Raw genomic sequence first — 17,574 nt, forward strand, 5'->3', positions numbered from 1 at the left:
TCCTCCCGTTTGCGCAATCAGAGTTCAAGTTGCCAGATCGTGGCGGCAGCAATGTTGCCCGCCGGCGCTGACAGGCGTGCCGAGCGCACGCCGGTGAAGCCTGGCAGACGCTTCGTCCCCGTCCAGCGACCGTTGTCGGCGAAGACCTCAATGGAGCCGACATCGAGGAAGATACGCAGCGTCGACGGTTGCGCACCGACGGCGATGTAGCGCGGTGTCTCCTTGCCGTTCGGCGGGTCGTAGCGGATGACCAGGCCCTCCGGGCCGAGCTGCACGCCGAGGCCGACGGCCGGATGGTCAAGCTCGAGATGGAATGCCGCACCTGGAGTTGCGAGCTCGATTACGATCTCGACCGCTCCGTTGCCGAGGCTGATAGGCGCCTGCCCCTTGAGTTTGCTGTCGTCGATCAGACCCCGGCGCAGTGTTGCGACTGTTTCGACCGGGGGCGTCAGCAGTGCGTTCTGCTCCAGCAGCAGCTGCCGAGGCAGCGTCATTGCCGTTGGAAAGTCGATTTTTTTTGAGACCTCGGTCCAGTTTGCAAGCCAGGCGATGCCGATCGGCCCGGATCGATCCACAAATGCCTGGAAAGCATAGGCGTCGGTCGCGAAATCCAGCTCCTGCTCGAACTCCTTGACGAAGGTGAGGCCATCGAAGCGGCCGACAGTTGCAGCCGTGATGTTGCGGCGCCCCGTTTGCGGATCGCGGCTCGTCAGCAACCCGAAGATGAGAGCCCAGCGCGTTTCCGGATCTTCGGCCGGCCCGTCAAGCGGCACGATGCAAGGGCACTCCGCCGCCGTCATCCCGAACCGGTCCTCCCGGTGCAGAATGCCGATGAAGGTCCAGTCGGAGGCGCCGTCCGGGTCGCCGCTTTCATAGAGCAAAACGACGCCGCCGGCGCGGTCGCGGCTGCCCACAAGCATCTTCCAGCGACCGTCCGGGCCCTTGAAGACATAGGGGTCGCGGAAGTCGAGCGTCAGGTCGAGACCGGCCGGCCGCTCAGGAAGAATGATCTTTTCGGCGCCAGCCGTGATCTGATCCCGCGACACGGCCGTCAATTGGATCTGCTCTTCGGGTTCCCGATCCTTGACCTGCTCGGTGAAGAAGACCCGGATACCGGGTTCACTCGACGACAGCGGAATGGCCGAGCCCGAAAACGCCCCGCCGCGACCATCGGCGCGCACCGAGAGGTCCGCCGAGGGAAACAGGAAGATCGGCAGATGTCGCCAATGAACGTAGTCTTGCGATACCGCATGGCCCCAATGCATGGTGTTCCAGCGCAGGCTGTGCGGATAGTGCTGGTAGAAGAGATGGACATGGTCGCCGAAGCGGCCAAACCCGTTGGGATCGTTCATCCATCCGAAGGGTGGGCGGAAATGGTAGCTCCCGGCGACCGTCGGTGCCGCATTTTCCCGGCTGCTGTGCAGGATCTGAATGCCCTTGCTGAGGACATCCTGCTGCTGAAAGGCATAGGCAACGGAGACTACCGTTGTGGTTGGGTCATAGGCGAGGACCGCTTGACCGCCCTCTTCCAGTTCCAGGCTATGCTGCTCGAACTCGTCAGCGTTGGAAACCACCAGACGGCTGATTTCACGATCGGCCACGCACGCTGAGATCTCGGCCGGTGCTCCTGTCTGTGTTGCCTTCAGCCAGATGTGGATCGTGGTCGCATCCGCAAGGACTGCGCTGATCGTCTCGATTTCTCCGGCGTGAGCGGGAGCGGTATTTGCATGCGTTGTCATTGATCAACCTTTCACGGCCGAGCCAACGAAGGAACTGACGAACCAGCGCTGGAAGGCAAGATAGAGGGCGAGGATCGGCAGCATCATCAATACCGACGCAGCCATGGCGCGATCCCAATAGATGCTGTCCTGACCGAAGAACGTGGCGATCGCGACGGCGATCGGCCGTGCGTAATCGGTTTGGGTGACGAGGATCGGCCAAAGATACTGGTTCCAACTCTCGATCCCCATCAGGATCGAAACGGTGGCAAGTGCTGGCAGGCTGAGCGGCAGGAAAATCGACCGATAGATGCGGAAGATCGACGCGCCGTCGATCTGCGCCGCTTCGAAGAGCTCCTTCGGAAGCTGCGCGAAGAACTGGTAGAAGAGGAAGATATAGAGCGGACTGGCGATCCAGGGCACGATCTGCACCGCGAATGTATCTGTCATGCCGGCGCGCGATACCATGATGACGAGCGGCATGATGATACTTTCCTGGGGGATCACGTAGAGAGCAATAACCAGCGACAGGATCAGCGCGCGGCCGCGCACGGAACCCCAGGCAAGAACGAATCCTGCCATGGAATTGACGATCAGGCCCGAACCGACCGTCAACGCGAGGATGATCAGCGAGTTCAGCAGATAGCGCCCGAAGGCGAGCTCGCCGGAGAAATTGCCGACCTCCGCGAAATTGGCGAGTGTCGGATCGGACACCCAGAACGCCCTGAAGCTCCCCATGTCGGCCAGGATCTGAAAACGATCGTCCTTCAGGCTGGCGATCAGCAGCATGAACAAGGGCGACACGATGACGAGCGCGATCACAAGGATGCAGGCCGTCTGGACGATGCGCAGAGAACCGACAGCCGAGCGGGTGCGGGTCATCTGCGCCTGCGGTGTGGAGATTGCGATATCAGACATCGAAACGCCTCAGAAGTTGACGCTGAAGCAGCGCGATAACGAGAACGATGAGAAAGAGAATGACCGATACGGCCGAGGCATAACCGAGCTTCTGCTCCTCGAAGCCCGAACGGACCATGTAATGGACCACTGTCTCCGTGCTGCTTTTCGGGCCGCCTTGGGTCAGGATGGCAACCTGCGTATAGAGCTTGAATGCCTGGATTGTCGTAATCACCAGCACGAAGACATGGGTCGGCCGCAAGCCCGGCATTGTCACATGCCAGAAGCGCTGCAGCGCGTTTGCGCCGTCGATCCGGGCTGCGTCGTAGAGCTCATCCGGTATAGACTGAAGACCGGCGAGATAGACGATCATCTGGAAGCCGTAGGCCTGCCAGGCCGATAGCAGCACGATCGAGAACATTGCCCAGTTCGGATCCCCGAGCCAGTCGATTGGTTCAATGGTCCCGCCCGACAGGAAACCGATCACCTGGTTGAATGGTCCGGTTGGGTACTGAAACAGCGTTCCCCAGATGACGCAGACGACGACCATCGACGTGATCGCAGGCAGGAAGAACAGCCCGCGAAAGAGATTTTGAAACGGCATCTTCTGGTGCAGCAGCAGCGCGGTGGCAAACGCCAGGCCGCACTGCACCGGCAGGATCCAGAAGGTGAAGCGCGAGACGTTCCAGAGCGATGTCCAGAACAGATCATCTTTAAGGATGCGCAGGAAGTTACCGAAGCCGACGAAGCGGACCGGCGTTGGCCGCGGCACCAGCGGCTGGTTGGTCATCGCCGTCCAGAAAGACAACAGGAACGGGACGATCAGGAAAATCGTCAGCAGCGCCACCGCCGGCGCAAGCATGCCCATCTCCTGAAACAGCCGGCTCTTGTCCCGGCGCCAGGCGGGACGCGCTGCAACCGCCGGCTCGGCTGATTGTTGCAATGTCATACTCTCCTCCTCCTCCTCACATCAATATGCGGGGCCGGTGACGGGCCCGATGGCGGCAGATCCTTTGTGGCCCCGTCATCGTGGCCCGTCTCCGGTTGTTTATTGCTGCTCGTCGAAGGGCGGGTAGCCGTCGTTTTCCTCGATGTCCTCATCGATCTTGGCTGCCGCCGCGGACAATGCTGTCTTGGCGTCACCGCCATTGAAGATCTCATCCACCGCCTGCATGAAGGTAGACGTGATCACGGGATAGGCGGGGTGCGGGGGACGCGCGACCGCGGTCTTGGACGCCTGTTCGAATGCAACGGCGAGCGGACCGCCGGTGTCGTACAAGGGCGATGCCGCCGCGAAGCTCTTCAGACCCGGATAGCCGGAATCGGCCGTCGCATAATCACGATAAAGCTTGTCCTTCAGCATGAAGCTGACGAACTTGCCGGCGATGTCCGGATGCTCGGAGGCCGTGGTGATGCCCCAGATCCAGGTACCGTTGGGGCTTGCGCCCTTCGGTCCGAACTTCGGCAGCGGCATGACGACGATGTCGTCCTTCATCGAGGCGGCTGCTTCCGCATAGAACCAGTGGCCGCCGAGCGCGAGGGCCGCCGGATGGCCTTCGGCGAAGAACTGGTTGGTGCCGGAGGATTGCGGCACGACCCAGCCATTCTTGACCCAGGTCTGCATCATCGTCAGGGCTTTGACGCACGCGTCGCTATCAAGGGTGCCGGTCGATTTCCAGGTCGTGCGATCGATCAGGTCGCAGCCTGCCGACTGCAGGATCGGGCCGTAGGCGTAGGTGATCCATTCGGTCTTGATGCCGTAGCCGCGAAACGTGTCGATCGGCCACTTGACGCCATCGACCTTGGCGAGCTTTTCGAGGTAGCCTTCAAATTCCTCCTGTGTCCAGGCATCGTCCACCGACTTCGGAATGCGGGCGCCGATCGCTTCGAGATACTTCCTGTTGCCGTAGAGTACGACCGAGGAATCGGTCAGGCCGATCGCATAGAGATCCTTGTCGATCGGATAAGTGCCCTGGGCGATGTTCGATGCGGTCATGTCATCGAGCACATCCTGATCGATGAGAGGCTTGATCGGCTGCAGATAGCCGGACCAGACATAGTTGGCGAGAAACGGCGCATCGAGCTCCATGACGTCGGGCAGTTGCTTGGACATGACCGCGGCGCTGAATTTTTCATTGTAAGCGTCGTGCGGCGCGTAGATCAGCTCGACATCCACGTCCGGATTGGCCGCCTCGAAACGTTTGGCGACCTCGCCATAGGTCGAAACCCAACCCGGATCGCCTTGATGCATGACATGAAGGACGGTTTTCGCCTCGGCAGTCACGCCTGCGGCCGCAAGGGCCACCGACGCCATCAACATTGAAAGTAAACGTTTACCCATCATTGTAACTCCTCCTCGACAGGGTTTGGTTTTTCAGTTTGATCAGACGGATGAGCGCTCCACCAACTGGAACGCGAGTTTGCGCACCTCGCCGGGGGCGGCATTTTCTGAAAGCAGAATGTCTGCCGCCATGCGGCCCATGGCACGGTGCGGCAGAGCCATGGTCGTCAACGGTGGATCGAGCCTGGAAGCAATGTCCACCTGATTGTCGAAGCTTGCGACGGCAACGTCATCCGGAATCTGCGCACCGACCCGACGCAGCGCGGCGTAGACTTCCATCGCGACACGGTCGTTACCGCAAAGGATCGCATCCGGACGCTCCGGGCCATCCATCAGCGCGGTTACATGTGAAAGAACAAGGCTGTGGGCCCTATCGCTATAGATCGCCCGGCGGACCGCCGGCAGAACGCGGGCACGATCTCCGTCGAGCCCGGCTTCGCCGAGTGCGCGCCGGAAGCCGGCTTCACGCAACTCTCCCGCCAGAAGCCCCGGCAGGTTGATGAAGGCAATATTCCGCCGGCCAGCCTCAATCAGATAGCTGGTGATCTCGTGAGCCGCACCGATCTCGTCCGGCACCAGCGACGTCACCTTGTCATTGGCCTCACGGCAATTGATCATCACGCCGACCGTCTCTGCGAACTCCGCCGGAAGCGATACCGTCTTGTGATACATCGCCGCGTAGGCAATTGCGCGTGGGCGGAAGCGGCGCACCTCCTCCAGTACCGAGGCCACATCGCGGCCGCCGCCGAGCGTCATGGCAAAGACCGCCATGTCGGAGGCGCGCGCAGCACCGTCCAGTCCACGGATGATCTCGGTGGCAAACGGTGAGGTGATCAGGTCATCGGCAACGACCCCGATCAGCGGCATCCAACCCTGTCGCATGCCGCGCGCGGCCAAGTTGGTGACATAACCCAACTCCTCGGCGATCTCCTTGATGCGTAGTCGCGTTTGTTCCGACATCCGCGCCGAGCCGCCGTGCAACGCACCCGAAACGGTCTTGATGGAAACGCCGGCGCGCTCCGCAATGTCGCTCAATGACGTTGTCACGGGCAGTCCTTGGGTTAACGGTTACCCATCTCTACTCGATCGGTGTCCTTGAGTCAATCTTGGGTGTTGAATGACCTGCAAGAGCGCTTGCGAAAAGGCAATCATCACCCCTGCCCCACCGAGACATATGCGCACATTTCTTTTCGGCACGTCAGGCAAACGAACAAAGGAAAACCCCGAAACTGGGAGGTTCCGGGGCTTCCTCGCCGCGCGACCGGGAGAAAAAGCTACGCGGCGTGAACCTTTCTTGCGCTTCGCGCCCATTCCGGGATCCAGTTGCCGTGAGCGGCGAGCAGGTCATCGGTAAGCGACCAGATCTGGTCGAGATCGAGCTCGGCGGCCGTGTGCGGATCCATCATCGCTGCATGATAGAGGTGTTCACGGTTCTCGGTCATCATGGCGGCGACCGTCAGTTCCTGCACGTTGATATTGGTGCGGATCAGCGCGGTGAGCTGCGGCGGGAGATCGCCGATAAAGGTCGGCTGTATGCCGTTCTCGTCGACGAGGCACGGCACTTCGGCCGCGCAATTGTCGGGCAGGGAGGTGATGCAGCCATTGTTGCGCAGGTTGCCGTAGATGACCGAGGGCTCGCCCGTCCAGACGGAATTCATGATCGAGGAGGCATATTCCTTCGACGGCTTGACCTCGATCTTGTCGGCAGATCGATAGGCGGCCGCCTGCCCCTTCCACCGCTCGACCTGCTCGATGCAGCGCTTGGGATATTCGTCGAGGGGGATGCCGAACTTTTCGATCAGATCGTCGCGCCCTTCCTTGATGAAGTAGGGCGTATATTCGGCGAAGTGCTCCGAGCTTTCGGTGACGAAATACCCGAGCCGCGTCATCATTTCATAGCGCACCTTGTTCGGGCAGCGCGGGTTCCAGCCGGGCTTGGGCGCGCGACCCTCGCGGTAGGCGCGCAGTAGATCGGGATAAAGGTTGCGGTAGGATCCATCCGGCTGGCGGTGCTCGAACTTGAGGAAGAACGCCATGTGGTTGATGCCGGCCGAGCGGTAGCGGATCTCCTCGTAAGGGATGTTCAGATCCTCGGCGAGCTCCATCGCCGTGCCCTGAACCGAGTGGCAGAGACCGACCTGCTTGATATGAGGGTACTTCTCGGCGATCGCCCAGGTGTTGATCGCCATCGGGTTGACGTATTGAAGCAGGATTGCCTCGGGGCAGACCTCGGTCATGTCGGCGCAGATGCTCCAAAGATGCGGCACCGTGCGCAGGCCGCGCATGATGCCGCCAACGCCAAGCGTGTCGGCGATCGTCTGACGCAGGCCATACTTCTTCGGCACCTCGAAATCCGTGACCGTGCAGGGCTCGTAGCCGCCGATCTGAAAAGCGACGACGACGAAATCGGCGCCGTCGAGAGCCTTGCGCTGGTTGGCGTGCAGCTCGATGGTCGCTTTGACGCCGAGCGTCGAGATCAGCTTGCGGACGACGACCTCGCTTTCCTCGAGCCGCTGCGGATTGATGTCCATCAGCGCGATCCTTGCGCCCGACAGGGCCGGACGCTGCAGCACGTCGCCGATGATGTTCTTCATGAACACGGTCGAGCCGGCGCCGATGAAGGTGATCTTGGGTTGTCTCGTCATGAAATGCCTCTTTTTTGCTAGGCAGCCACTTCGAACGCGGCTCTGACGAGCCGTTCCGTGTAGGCGGTCTTGGGATTTGAAAGAACGTCTTCGACCGGCCCCTCTTCAACGATCTTGCCGTGCTGCATCACCACCACCCGGTGGCAAAGTGCGCGCACGACCTTGAGATCGTGGGAGATGAAGAGGTAGCTCAGTCCCTTCTCGTCCTGCAGCTTGCGCAGCAGTTCGATGATCTGTGCCTGAACCGAGAGATCGAGCGCCGAGGTCGGTTCGTCGAGCAAGATGAACTCGGGCTCCAACGCGATCGCCCGGGCGATCGCGATGCGCTGGCGCTGGCCGCCTGAAAACTCGTGCGGGAAACGCGACAGGATGTTGATCGGGAGGCCGGCGCTGTTCAGCGCGTCGCGGACCCGCTCCAGCCGCTCGTTGCGGGTGGCGCCGAGCCTGTTGACGATCAGCCCTTCTTCGATGATCTGGCCGACCGACATGCGCGGATTGAGCGAGGAGAAAGGATCCTGAAAGACGATCTGCATGCGCGAGCGCAACGGCCGCATTTCGTCGCGGGTCTTGTTCTGGATCGGTTCGCCGTCGAACAGGATTTCCCCGCCTTCGGCGCGCAGCAGCTTAACCAGAGCCTGACCGAACGTCGTCTTGCCCGAGCCGGATTCGCCAACAAGGCCCAATGTCTCGTGCCGGTGGAGCTTCAGGCTCAGGCTGTCAACCGCAACCAGCTCCTTGAGCTGCGGCTTGAAGAAACCGCCCGCCCGCAGCATGAAGGAAACACGTACCGAGCGACCTTCCAGAATGGCAGCCGAATCCGGCGGCATCGGGTTGGCGATGCCCTTCGGCTCGGAGTTGAGCAGATGGCGCGTATAGGGGTGCTGCGGGTCTCCAAACAGCGCCGCCGTGGTGTTGTGCTCTTTAACCTCGCCGTTCTGCATGACATAGACATAGTCGGAGAACTGCCTGACGACGGTCAGATCATGCGTGATCAGGATCACCGCCATGCCGAGCGTCTTCTGCAGATCGCGGATGAGGTTGAGGATCTGCGCCTGCACCGTGACGTCGAGTGCAGTCGTCGGCTCGTCGGCAATCAACACATCGGGATTGTTGGCGAGCGCCATGGCGATCATGATGCGCTGCCGCTGGCCGCCCGACAGCTGGTGCGGATACTGGTTGAGACGCGCTTCCGGATCGGGGATCTGAACCTGGCGCAAAAGCTCCAGCGTCCGCTCAGTCGCCTGCTTGCGGCTCAGCTTCTGATGCACCCGGATTGCTTCGATGATCTGTGCGCCGATGGTGTAGACTGGGTTGAGCGAACTCATCGGCTCCTGGAAAATCATCGAGATGCGGTTTCCGCGCAGTGCCCGGCGCTGGCGATCGGAAAGCTTCAGGACATTCTTGCCGTCATAATCGATACTGGAACGCTCCGACACGCTTGCGCGCTTGGTGAGCAAGCCCATAACGGTGCGGGCTGTCACCGATTTTCCCGAACCGGATTCGCCGACCACTGCGATCGTCTCGCCGCGATAGAGCTGGAAGGAGACATCTTTCACGGCATCGACCAGGCCGCCTTCGACCTTGAACTTTACCGCCACATGGCGTGCGTCGATAATCGGAGAGCCGATGGCGGCGGCGTGATCATGTCGCTGTTCGGGGGCAAGTAAGTTCAAATCCATGAGTGCCATGAGCGCCTCCTCAATAGGGGTCGACGGCGTCGCGCAGGCCATCGCCCAGCGCATTGAACGCAAAGACGGTGATCAGCACGAAGGCGACGGGCGACAGGATCCAGGGATAGGACCCGATGACGGAATAGGTGGCCGTGTCCTGCAGCATCAGCCCCCAGGACATCAACGGCGGCTTGACCGCGAAGCCGAGGAATCCGAGGAACGATTCCAAAAGGACCACGTTCGGGATCGCCAGCGTCACCGCAACGATGACATGGCTCATGACGTTGGGAAAAATGTGCTGGAAGATGATCCGGCGATCGGTAGCGCCGATCGCCATGGCCGCACGCACATAATCTATTCTGGCGAGCGCCAGCGTCTTGCCCCGCACCTCGCGCGACATCTGCGCCCAACCAAGTGCCGACATGACGAAGATGACGAAGGCAAGGAAGACGTTGGTCGGTGCCGTCACGGGGATCAGCGACGTCAGCGCCAAGTAGAGCGGCAGTTGCGGGAAGGCCAGCACCAGTTCGACGAAACGCTGCATCCAGGCATCGAAACGCCCGCCAAAGTAACCCGACACCATGCCGATCGTGGTGCCGACGACGGTCACGATGAAGACCACCGTCAGCGCGATCATCAGGGATACGCGCGAGCCGTGGAAAATGCGCGACAGCACATCGCGGCCGAACTTGTCTGTGCCGAGGAAATTCACCGGTGTCCCATCGACGGCGCCGAAGAAATGCCGGTCGGTCGGCACGAGCCCAAAGAGCCGGTAGCTGAAGCCCTTGACGAAGAAGCCGAGGTCCTTCGGATTGGCATAATCCGGCCCGACGATCGGCTGGAAGGTGATCGGATCGAGCTCGGTGCCCTCGCCGACTTGATAAGTGCGAGGCCAGACGAGCTTGCCGTCCTCATCGGTGATGCTGACCATCTGCGGTGGCGCGAAGGCAACGCCGGTGAGCTTTGGATCGACGGGTGAGAAAAACTCAGCAAAGACCGTCATGACCATCAAGAGGCAGACGAGAACGAGGCCGGCCATGCCGGTCCAGGAGCGCTTGAGACGGCGCCAGACGAGCGCCAGATAGGTTTCGTTGCCGTGATGAGCTGCCGGCACGGCAACGGCGATGATGTCTTGAACGTCGGCTTTCATGCGTGGGCACCTCCACCAAGACGCACCCGGGGGTCGAGCATCGCCAGAAGCATGTCGGCGATGATGTTGCCGACGATGAGCGTCGCCGACAACACCAGCATGAAGGTGGCGGTGACATAGACGTCACCGACCCACATGGAGCCGACGATCGCCGGTCCGACGGTCGGCAGCGCGAAGATGATCGCCGTCTCGATTTCGCCAGTCAGCATGTAGGGCAGAACGACGCCCTGATACATGACCAGCGGATGCAGCGCATTCGGCACGGCATGGCGCAGGATGACGGCACCCTCCGAGAGGCCCTTGGCACGGGCGGTCTCGACATATTGGGCATTGAGCGTGTCGAGCAGGTTACCCCGCATCACGCGCATGTTGTAGGCGAGCCCGCCGAAGGTGGCGATGGCGATCACCGGCCAGACATGCTTCAGGAGATCGACGAACTTGTCGAAGGACCATGGCGCGCCACCGTAGCGGGCGGAATGGAAACTGTTGATCTCGGTGACGTTGAAATGGAAGACCAGGACATAGACGATGATCAGCGCCATCAGGAAACGCGGCACCGTCATGCCCAGAAAGGAAATGCCCGACAGCAGGCTGTCGATCCATGAATATTGCCGCGTGGCAGCCAGGATGCCGAAGGTGATACCGATGATCGATGCGAGGATGTGGCATACCAGCGCCAGAGCCAGCGTGCGCGGCAGCCGCTCACCGACCACCTCTGCCACCGGCTTGTTGTAGAACAGGCTATGGCCGAAGTCGCCGCGGGTCAGGATGCCCGTGATCCAATTGACGTACTGCACCGGCATCGGCTTATCGAGGCCATTGGCGATCTTGTAGGCCTGGGCTTGGGCGTCGGCTTCCTCGAAGGAGGCGCCGCCCTGGTTGATCAGCTGCGAGCGAATGTAGTCGCTGTAGTCGCCCGGCGGCGCCTGGATGATCGCGAACGTGACGACGCTCAGCACGAAGAGCACCGGTATGGCGGATGCGATGCGCACAAGCAGAAATCGGAACATGGCTGTTAGGTTCTCTTGTGTGTTTAAGGGATCGTTCCGGCCGCGATCGGCTGCTGCCGGAACGAACTCTGTGAGGGTCAGTTGATCGGGCCGCCTTCACCAGGCTTGCCCGGCAGCTGTTCGGGGAACAATTCGTAATCTCCCTGCTTGTCGGCAGTGACAAAAACCCTCTCCCGGATGATCGTGTCTTCCGCCCAGTTGAACATGAAGATCGGGGCGCCGCTTGGAATGTTGGAGAAGCGCTTGTTGATGACCAGCGCGCCCGGATACTCCGTCAGGCCGACGGTATCGACATTGGTGGTCGACACCTTCTGGTATTGCTTCATCAGATCGGCCCGCTCGTCATTGTCATTGCTAGCGATGAACTTATTGACGATATCGACGAGCTCCTTTTCGAACGGCATCAGATCAAGCTCACCGCTCTCAGGCACGCGGTGATGCCAACTGGTGCGGGGGCCGGTGGCTGCAAGTTGGGGTGTGTTCTGCACGACGGAGGACAATTCGGCTCCGTTGCGATGAACCATCCAGTCGAAGCGGCCGGCATAGTTGGTTGCGTCCCGCTGCTTGCCGTCCAGCGAGTTCAGGACGATGCGAAGCCCGAGCTTTTCCATCTGGCCGACCACGCCTTCGGCGAGGTTCTTGTCGGTATTGTACTCGGAGGTGACGAGAAGCACGATCTCGACATCCTTGCCGCCCAGCTTGTCGGCGGGGTAGTTGACGAAGCCGTTGCCGTCCGTGTCCTTCAAGCCGGCCTTTTCGAGCAGCGCCTTGGCGCCTTCGAGATCAAAGGGATAGTAGACCGTCGACTGGCGATCATAAAAGCTGGTCCCGGAGGACAGCCCGCCGGGATAGATCGCGGTGAAAGGCCCCTTGACGAGTGACTCCCCGAGCTTCTTGCGGTCAATCGCCATTGTCACGGCCCTGCGGAAATCCGCGTTGCGATTGAGCTCGCGCACGGCCTTCCCGCGCTCATCCGGATCACCCCAGCCGTTGCCGGAAAAGTTCATGTGGAGATTGTAGCCGATCAGGCGAGCGCCGAAGGCAAGGCGCGCGGGTGCCGTCTCCGATGCGGCGCGCTTCAGGGATTCGACGAAGTTTTCCGGCTGTTCGAGGTTGGAGAAGTCGCCTGATCCGGCGATCGCCTGCACATCCCGGTCGGCCCAGGTCGACAGCTTGTAGTGCATCTCGTTGAGATAAGGCAGCTGGTTGCCCGCCTCGTCGACTTTCCAGTAGTAGGGATTACGACGTAGCACGATAATGTCGTCGGAGCGGTACTCGACCGGCACCCAGGCGCCCATAACCGGCGTGTTCATGTATTCCGGCGGAAAGCCGTTCTTGTACTGATCGTAGGTCATATCCTTGTTGTATTTGGGGTGCTTGGTCTTGAGGATATGCGCGGGGCCTGGGCAAAAGGTGCCATAGGCCATGGAATAGAGATGCTGGCGCGGGAACGCTTCCTTGAAGGTCCATTCGACGGTGTTGGCGTCGATGGCCTTCAGCGTCGTGCCCTCCCCGAAGGTTTCCGGCGTCGCTCCATTGAGCGGCGATACGTTCGGATCGACGACGTTGTCCTCCCAGTAGAACATGACGTCTTCCGACGAAAACGGAACGCCGTCCGACCATTTTGCGCCCTCGATCAGATGCATGGTCAGCTTGTGACCGTCGGGCGACCACTCCCAGCTTTTGGCAAGGTTCGGCAAGGGTTCCATATCCTTCGCCTCGACCTGATAGAGCGGCGCGGTACGGGTCAGGCATTCGAACATTTCGATATCGATGCCACCCCAGCCTTGCGTCTGCCCGGCCGAGTAATTCCAGCCTTCCGGGCGTCCGCCGACCACATGGCGCATTGTGTCGCCATAGACGCCGATACCATCAGGCATGTTGCCCGTCTTGAAGACCAGGGGTTCCTTTGGCAGGCGCTCGGCCACCGGCGGCAGCTTGCCGGTTTTCACGAATTTCTCCGTGACCCACTCAGGCTCGCGATATTCCGGCAGCGCCTTGTATTCGAGGATGGAATCGCGCGGCACGTAGGTGATCTTGCCCTGTGCGGGGAATGGCGGCTGTTCGGGCACAACAGTCGGCTCGGAGGCCCAGGCCTGCAAGGCAAAGCTCGATACGCCGAGCATCAAGGCGGTTCGCAGTCTAAAATGGCGCATTGCGTTCATTGTTTCTCTCTCCCTCATGCTTCATACCGGGCCGAAACGGCACGGCTTGCTCCTCAAGCATTTTCTTTATCCGAAGACGCGCATGGGACCCGTGGGAGCGGCTCTCCCATGCTGCCGCATCCCCCACCCTCGCCTCGGCCAGTCAGCCGGCCGCGCGTAACTTCGTTGCTTCCTTCTCGGCGCGCAGTTCCTCGATCGAGCGCACTTCACGGCGGGCAACGCCCCTCCACTCGCGGGTCCTGACCGTTGCCTTGCTCAGACGCTCGCGGGCGGCAGGCAAGGCGTCAGCGTATTGGGGAAGCCACTGCGCCTGGGCGACGACCATCTCGTCGACCATTTGCCAAACCTCTTCGGGCGTGCAGACGGCACCGACCAGGGGATCGTGCAGGACTGCAAGCTTCAGAAGGTCGATGTCGCCGGAGATAGCCGCATGGACCGACATGCGCTGGACGTTGATCGATGAGATGCAGGTGGCCGCACACGCTTCGGGAAGCGTGATGCCCGCGACCATGTTGATGCCGAAGCGATCGACGAAACCGGGCGATTCAATGATCGCATCCGACGGCAGGTTGGTGATCACGCCGTTGTTCTTCACATTGAAGTGGCCGCGGTAGACGCGCCCGGTCTCCAGCGCCTCGAGGATATGGCTGGCGTGCTCGTTGGAGCGGCGGGCCGGATCGATCGGGTTGGCGGCGGCTTCGAGGAATTGCGGGAACTCGGTCTCAAACCAGTTGCGTGTCTCGGTCGAGTGACGCAGATAACCGCCGGTCTCACCATGGATCCAGTCTGACATGTCGATCCAGCGGGTCACCTCTTCGGGCCGTTTGCGATACCACGGCAGGTACTCCGACAGGTGCCCATTGCTTTCGGTCGAATAGACGCCGAACCGCTTGAGCACATCGATGCGCAGCTTTTCTTGGCTGGAAAAAACCGGGTGCGCTTCGAAAGCGGCAATAAGTTCGTCCTTGCCGATCTTGCGGCCGCGCAGCCTGACGTCGACAAACCAGGTCTGGTGGTTGATGCCGGAGCAGATGAAGTCGAGTTCGCCGTCCTTGGCGCCAAGGATCTCGGCGATCTGCTCGCCGCCGTGCTGAACACCATGGCAAAGCCCGATTGCATCGACCTTGCCGTACTCGATCGCCGCCCAGGTGTTCATCGCCATCGGGTTGGCGTAGTTGAGGAATTTCGCGCCCGGTTCGGCCAGTTCGCGGATATCTTTGCAGAAATCCAGGATGACCGGAATATTGCGCTGGCCGTAGAGAATGCCGCCGGCGCAGATCGTATCGCCGACGCACTGGTCAACGCCGTATTTCAGCGGGATCTGGATATCGTCGGCATAGGCGCTGAGCCCGCCGACCCGTACGCAGCTGATGATGTAGCGTGCCCCTGCGATTGCCTCGCGACGGTCGGTCGTTGCCGTGACCTTGGTCGGCAAGTTGTTCGCCTCGATAACTTTGTCGAGGATCGATTTGATCATGTCGAGATTGTGCGCGCTCAAGTCAGTCAGCGCGAATTCGACGTCGTGGAACTCCGGAACGCAAAGAATATCGGTAAAGAGCTTCTTGGTGAAACCGACGCTGCCGGCGCCAATGATGGCAATCTTGAAGTTGCTCATGCTGTCCTCGTCGCTGTTCGTTCGGCCGCGTGAAGGCGATTGGGTAAAATTGCTGCGCCGAGAAGGTTGCGCCGAAGCGCATTTTCCCTCCCAGATTTCTTCTCCCCGATCGTTCAGAACCGGCCATCTTGCGTTGTTGAGAGGCATTATGCGTATAATGCTTGGTGTCGCCAGAGAGGTATTGTGCTTTCATGGGTAATTCTATGCTGAAACGCTTGATCGAGAATGGCCCCGCCATGAAGACGGTTTCGCTACCGCGTGGGCGTCATAGCCTGCACACCATGCCGACGAGTACGGGCTATGAGATCCGCACGGATGCGAGTTACGATTGGGATGGTCGCAAGCGTGGCCAGACGCCGTTCACGGTACTGCAATATACGATCTCGGGCGCCGGGAACCTGCGCTACGAAGCGCGCAACCACCGTGTGCGCGAGGGCGAGACGCTGCTCCTCCTGGTGCCGCATAACCATCGCTACTGGCTCGAGCAGAATGGTCGTTGGGAGTTTTTCTGGATCTCCATGAACGGCGAAGAGGCGCTGCGGATCCACAAGGCCATTCTTTCGACAACCGGTCCCATCCTGAACCTGAAGCCCGAGACGATCGAGCACCTGGCCGACTGCAGCCTGCGGCTGATTTCAGGCGGCGGCGAAGCGCCGGGCAGCGCATCGGCTATCGCCTACGAGGCGGCAATGGCGCTCTATGATGACGTCTTTGGCGCCCATCCCGTATTCAGCCAGGAATACCGGACGATGCAGCATGTCATCCAGCACATCATGACAAACCTTGAGCATCCCCTTCCCGTCGAAACGTTGGCCGAAGTCTCGGGGCTCAGCCGAGCACATTTCTCGCGCGTCTTTGCCGCCAGTGAGGGCATGCCGCCCGCGGAGTTCGTGCTGCGCAAGAGATTACAGCGAGCAACGAAGCTGCTCACAAAGGCGGCGCATCTCTCGGTCAAGGAAGTGTCGATCATGTCCGGTTTCGAAGACCCGAACTATTTCGCCAAAGTGTTCCGTCGCTATTTTGGCGCAAGTCCCACGGAGTTCCGCACGACGGGCATGTATTCGAGTGTCGCTGCCAAGAGCCAGGAAGCGGCAAACCTCTCTCGTGCGGAAAATGAATAGCTGCGGTTGCGGTCAGCGCGTTTCACGTCACAACCTCGTTTTATTGTCCAGTGACGAGCCTTATCAAATTACCCGCGAAATTGTCGCGCCGGCAATCGCTTATGGGTTACCTCCCCGCACCGGTTCGGTGATCCGATACGTCGGTTAACCGCATGCAGCTTGCGTGTTGGCCAGCGAAGGCAGCGCTTTGCACCAAGCCTTCGTTCCTCTTGAAAACGGAGAAGCAACGCAGCCTGCGCATAGCTGCATTGCACAATAAATGTTTTCCAAATGATCAAAAAACGATCATAACGCACATAGCTGATGCACATGGCGGCTTCTCCTCCCAGTGCCGCCGCAGCAGCTGTTCCCCTCTGGAGGTTTTATGACCTTCACACTTCATGGGCCGCGGTTTTCCGCAGGCCCATTTTTTTGCCCGGATTTTTGGTCGATCCCCTCAATCGACGCGGCCGCGCAGCGTGGAAATCCCAATTGTTCGCCCGCTCCATCCGAAAGCCGCCCTGTCTGTCGCGCAGGGTGCGAATAGCTGCATCGTAACGGGCTTGTCTGTTCGGGAGATGATGAAGCCCAGCTTCGAGTAGCCAACGGCTTCAGCGATCTGCTGAAGCGACGTATGCGCAAAACCATGTCGGCAAACAATGCCGCCGCGCGATCTATGATTTCGGCGTCCGATTCGACTTCCGGCAGGCTAAGCATTGAACTGGCGGACGTTGATCACGCCGGTCCCATGCGGCTGCCGCGTGCGCCAATGGCCCTGTCGCTCTGCTATCCGAGATATGGCCGGGCCCGCCTGTTCCGCTTGCACCGGCGTGGCGATCCGGCTCGCGAGCCTGAGCCAGTCTGCAATCGGCACGCGCGCGTTCGATCGCTTAGGACCGACCGGTCGCGGCGACTGGCTCCTCAGCCAGAACGGGCTCTGCTTGCAGATCAGGTTCGAGTTTCAAATCCAACTTCCCCCAGATCGATGTCTTTTGTGTATCGGCCTTCGCCTTGCGGGACGGCTTGATCTCAACGATGAACGGCTTTGTCTGCTGACGCATAGATCCTCCAGGCGACGAATCGCGTTCGAACGATAGCGTTTGGTTCGGTGGACGCAACTACCAGATCAGATGGACCCGCCATCATCCGGCAAAAGACGTGCGAGCGGCGTGGTGACGACCTCGTGGTCAGGCTCACCGATCGGCCTCTCAGTTGGTCTCGTTCGAATCAATTGATCGAATCGTAAAAGGAACGGCGATTCTG

At 60.4% G+C, this 17,574-nt stretch carries 13 protein-coding genes; 1 reads left to right on the plus strand and 12 read right to left on the minus strand.

All coding sequences use genetic code 11. From position 1 onward, the window contains the following. Positions 1–17 precede the first annotated feature (17 nt). The 11 genes from AC244_RS13710 to AC244_RS13760 all read right to left on the minus strand — a co-directional run bounded on the left by AC244_RS13710 (position 18) and on the right by AC244_RS13760 (position 15,211). The gene (locus tag AC244_RS13710; protein ID WP_053249390.1) at positions 18–1,739 is read right to left on the minus strand and encodes a glycoside hydrolase family 32 protein; all 1,722 of its coding nucleotides are present in this window, start codon (positions 1,737–1,739) and stop codon (positions 18–20) included. Between the two features lie 3 nt (positions 1,740–1,742). Continuing rightward, on the minus strand, positions 1,743–2,636 hold the full coding sequence (locus tag AC244_RS13715) for a carbohydrate ABC transporter permease (RefSeq protein WP_053249391.1): 894 nt from the start codon (positions 2,634–2,636) through the stop codon (positions 1,743–1,745). Further along, positions 2,629–3,564: a carbohydrate ABC transporter permease gene (locus tag AC244_RS13720; protein WP_053249392.1), complete on the minus strand. Its 936-nt coding sequence runs from the start codon at positions 3,562–3,564 to the stop codon at positions 2,629–2,631. Before AC244_RS13720 ends, AC244_RS13715 begins: the two co-directional genes overlap by 8 nt. 99 nt (positions 3,565–3,663) lie before the next feature. Beyond that, positions 3,664–4,956, minus strand: a complete 1,293-nt coding sequence (locus tag AC244_RS13725; RefSeq protein ID WP_053249521.1) for an ABC transporter substrate-binding protein — start codon at positions 4,954–4,956, stop codon at positions 3,664–3,666. Between the two features lie 42 nt (positions 4,957–4,998). Next, positions 4,999–6,003: a LacI family DNA-binding transcriptional regulator gene (locus tag AC244_RS13730; protein ID WP_053249393.1), complete on the minus strand. Its 1,005-nt coding sequence runs from the start codon at positions 6,001–6,003 to the stop codon at positions 4,999–5,001. A gap of 227 nt (positions 6,004–6,230) precedes the next feature. Further along, positions 6,231–7,601 (minus strand): alpha-glucosidase/alpha-galactosidase, encoded by a 1,371-nt coding sequence (locus AC244_RS13735; protein WP_053249394.1) that lies wholly within the window; start codon positions 7,599–7,601, stop codon positions 6,231–6,233. Between the two features lie 17 nt (positions 7,602–7,618). After that, complete coding sequence (locus AC244_RS13740; RefSeq protein ID WP_053249395.1) at positions 7,619–9,289, minus strand: ABC transporter ATP-binding protein; 1,671 nt, start codon at positions 9,287–9,289, stop codon at positions 7,619–7,621. A gap of 10 nt (positions 9,290–9,299) precedes the next feature. Next, positions 9,300–10,421 (minus strand): ABC transporter permease, encoded by a 1,122-nt coding sequence (locus AC244_RS13745; RefSeq protein ID WP_053249396.1) that lies wholly within the window; start codon positions 10,419–10,421, stop codon positions 9,300–9,302. Then, positions 10,418–11,431: an ABC transporter permease gene (locus tag AC244_RS13750; RefSeq protein WP_053249397.1), complete on the minus strand. Its 1,014-nt coding sequence runs from the start codon at positions 11,429–11,431 to the stop codon at positions 10,418–10,420. Before AC244_RS13750 ends, AC244_RS13745 begins: the two co-directional genes overlap by 4 nt. A 77-nt stretch (positions 11,432–11,508) precedes the next feature. After that, positions 11,509–13,587 (minus strand): ABC transporter substrate-binding protein, encoded by a 2,079-nt coding sequence (locus AC244_RS13755; RefSeq protein WP_152975954.1) that lies wholly within the window; start codon positions 13,585–13,587, stop codon positions 11,509–11,511. A gap of 151 nt (positions 13,588–13,738) precedes the next feature. Then, positions 13,739–15,211, minus strand: coding sequence for an alpha-glucosidase/alpha-galactosidase (locus AC244_RS13760; RefSeq protein WP_053249399.1), 1,473 nt, complete (start codon positions 15,209–15,211; stop codon positions 13,739–13,741). A 191-nt stretch (positions 15,212–15,402) separates the two neighbouring features. On the opposite strand from AC244_RS13760, the gene AC244_RS13765 reads away from it, so the two are divergent. Continuing rightward, positions 15,403–16,332, plus strand: a complete 930-nt coding sequence (locus AC244_RS13765) for an AraC family transcriptional regulator (protein ID WP_053249400.1) — start codon at positions 15,403–15,405, stop codon at positions 16,330–16,332. A gap of 869 nt (positions 16,333–17,201) precedes the next feature. Here AC244_RS13765 and AC244_RS37505 read toward each other — a convergent pair. Continuing rightward, positions 17,202–17,372 (minus strand): hypothetical protein, encoded by a 171-nt coding sequence (locus AC244_RS37505; protein ID WP_202596073.1) that lies wholly within the window; start codon positions 17,370–17,372, stop codon positions 17,202–17,204. Positions 17,373–17,574 lie beyond the last annotated feature (202 nt).

The sequence above is a fragment of the Ensifer adhaerens genome, assembly GCF_001270265.1.
GTDB lineage: Bacteria > Pseudomonadota > Alphaproteobacteria > Rhizobiales > Rhizobiaceae > Ensifer > Ensifer adhaerens_B.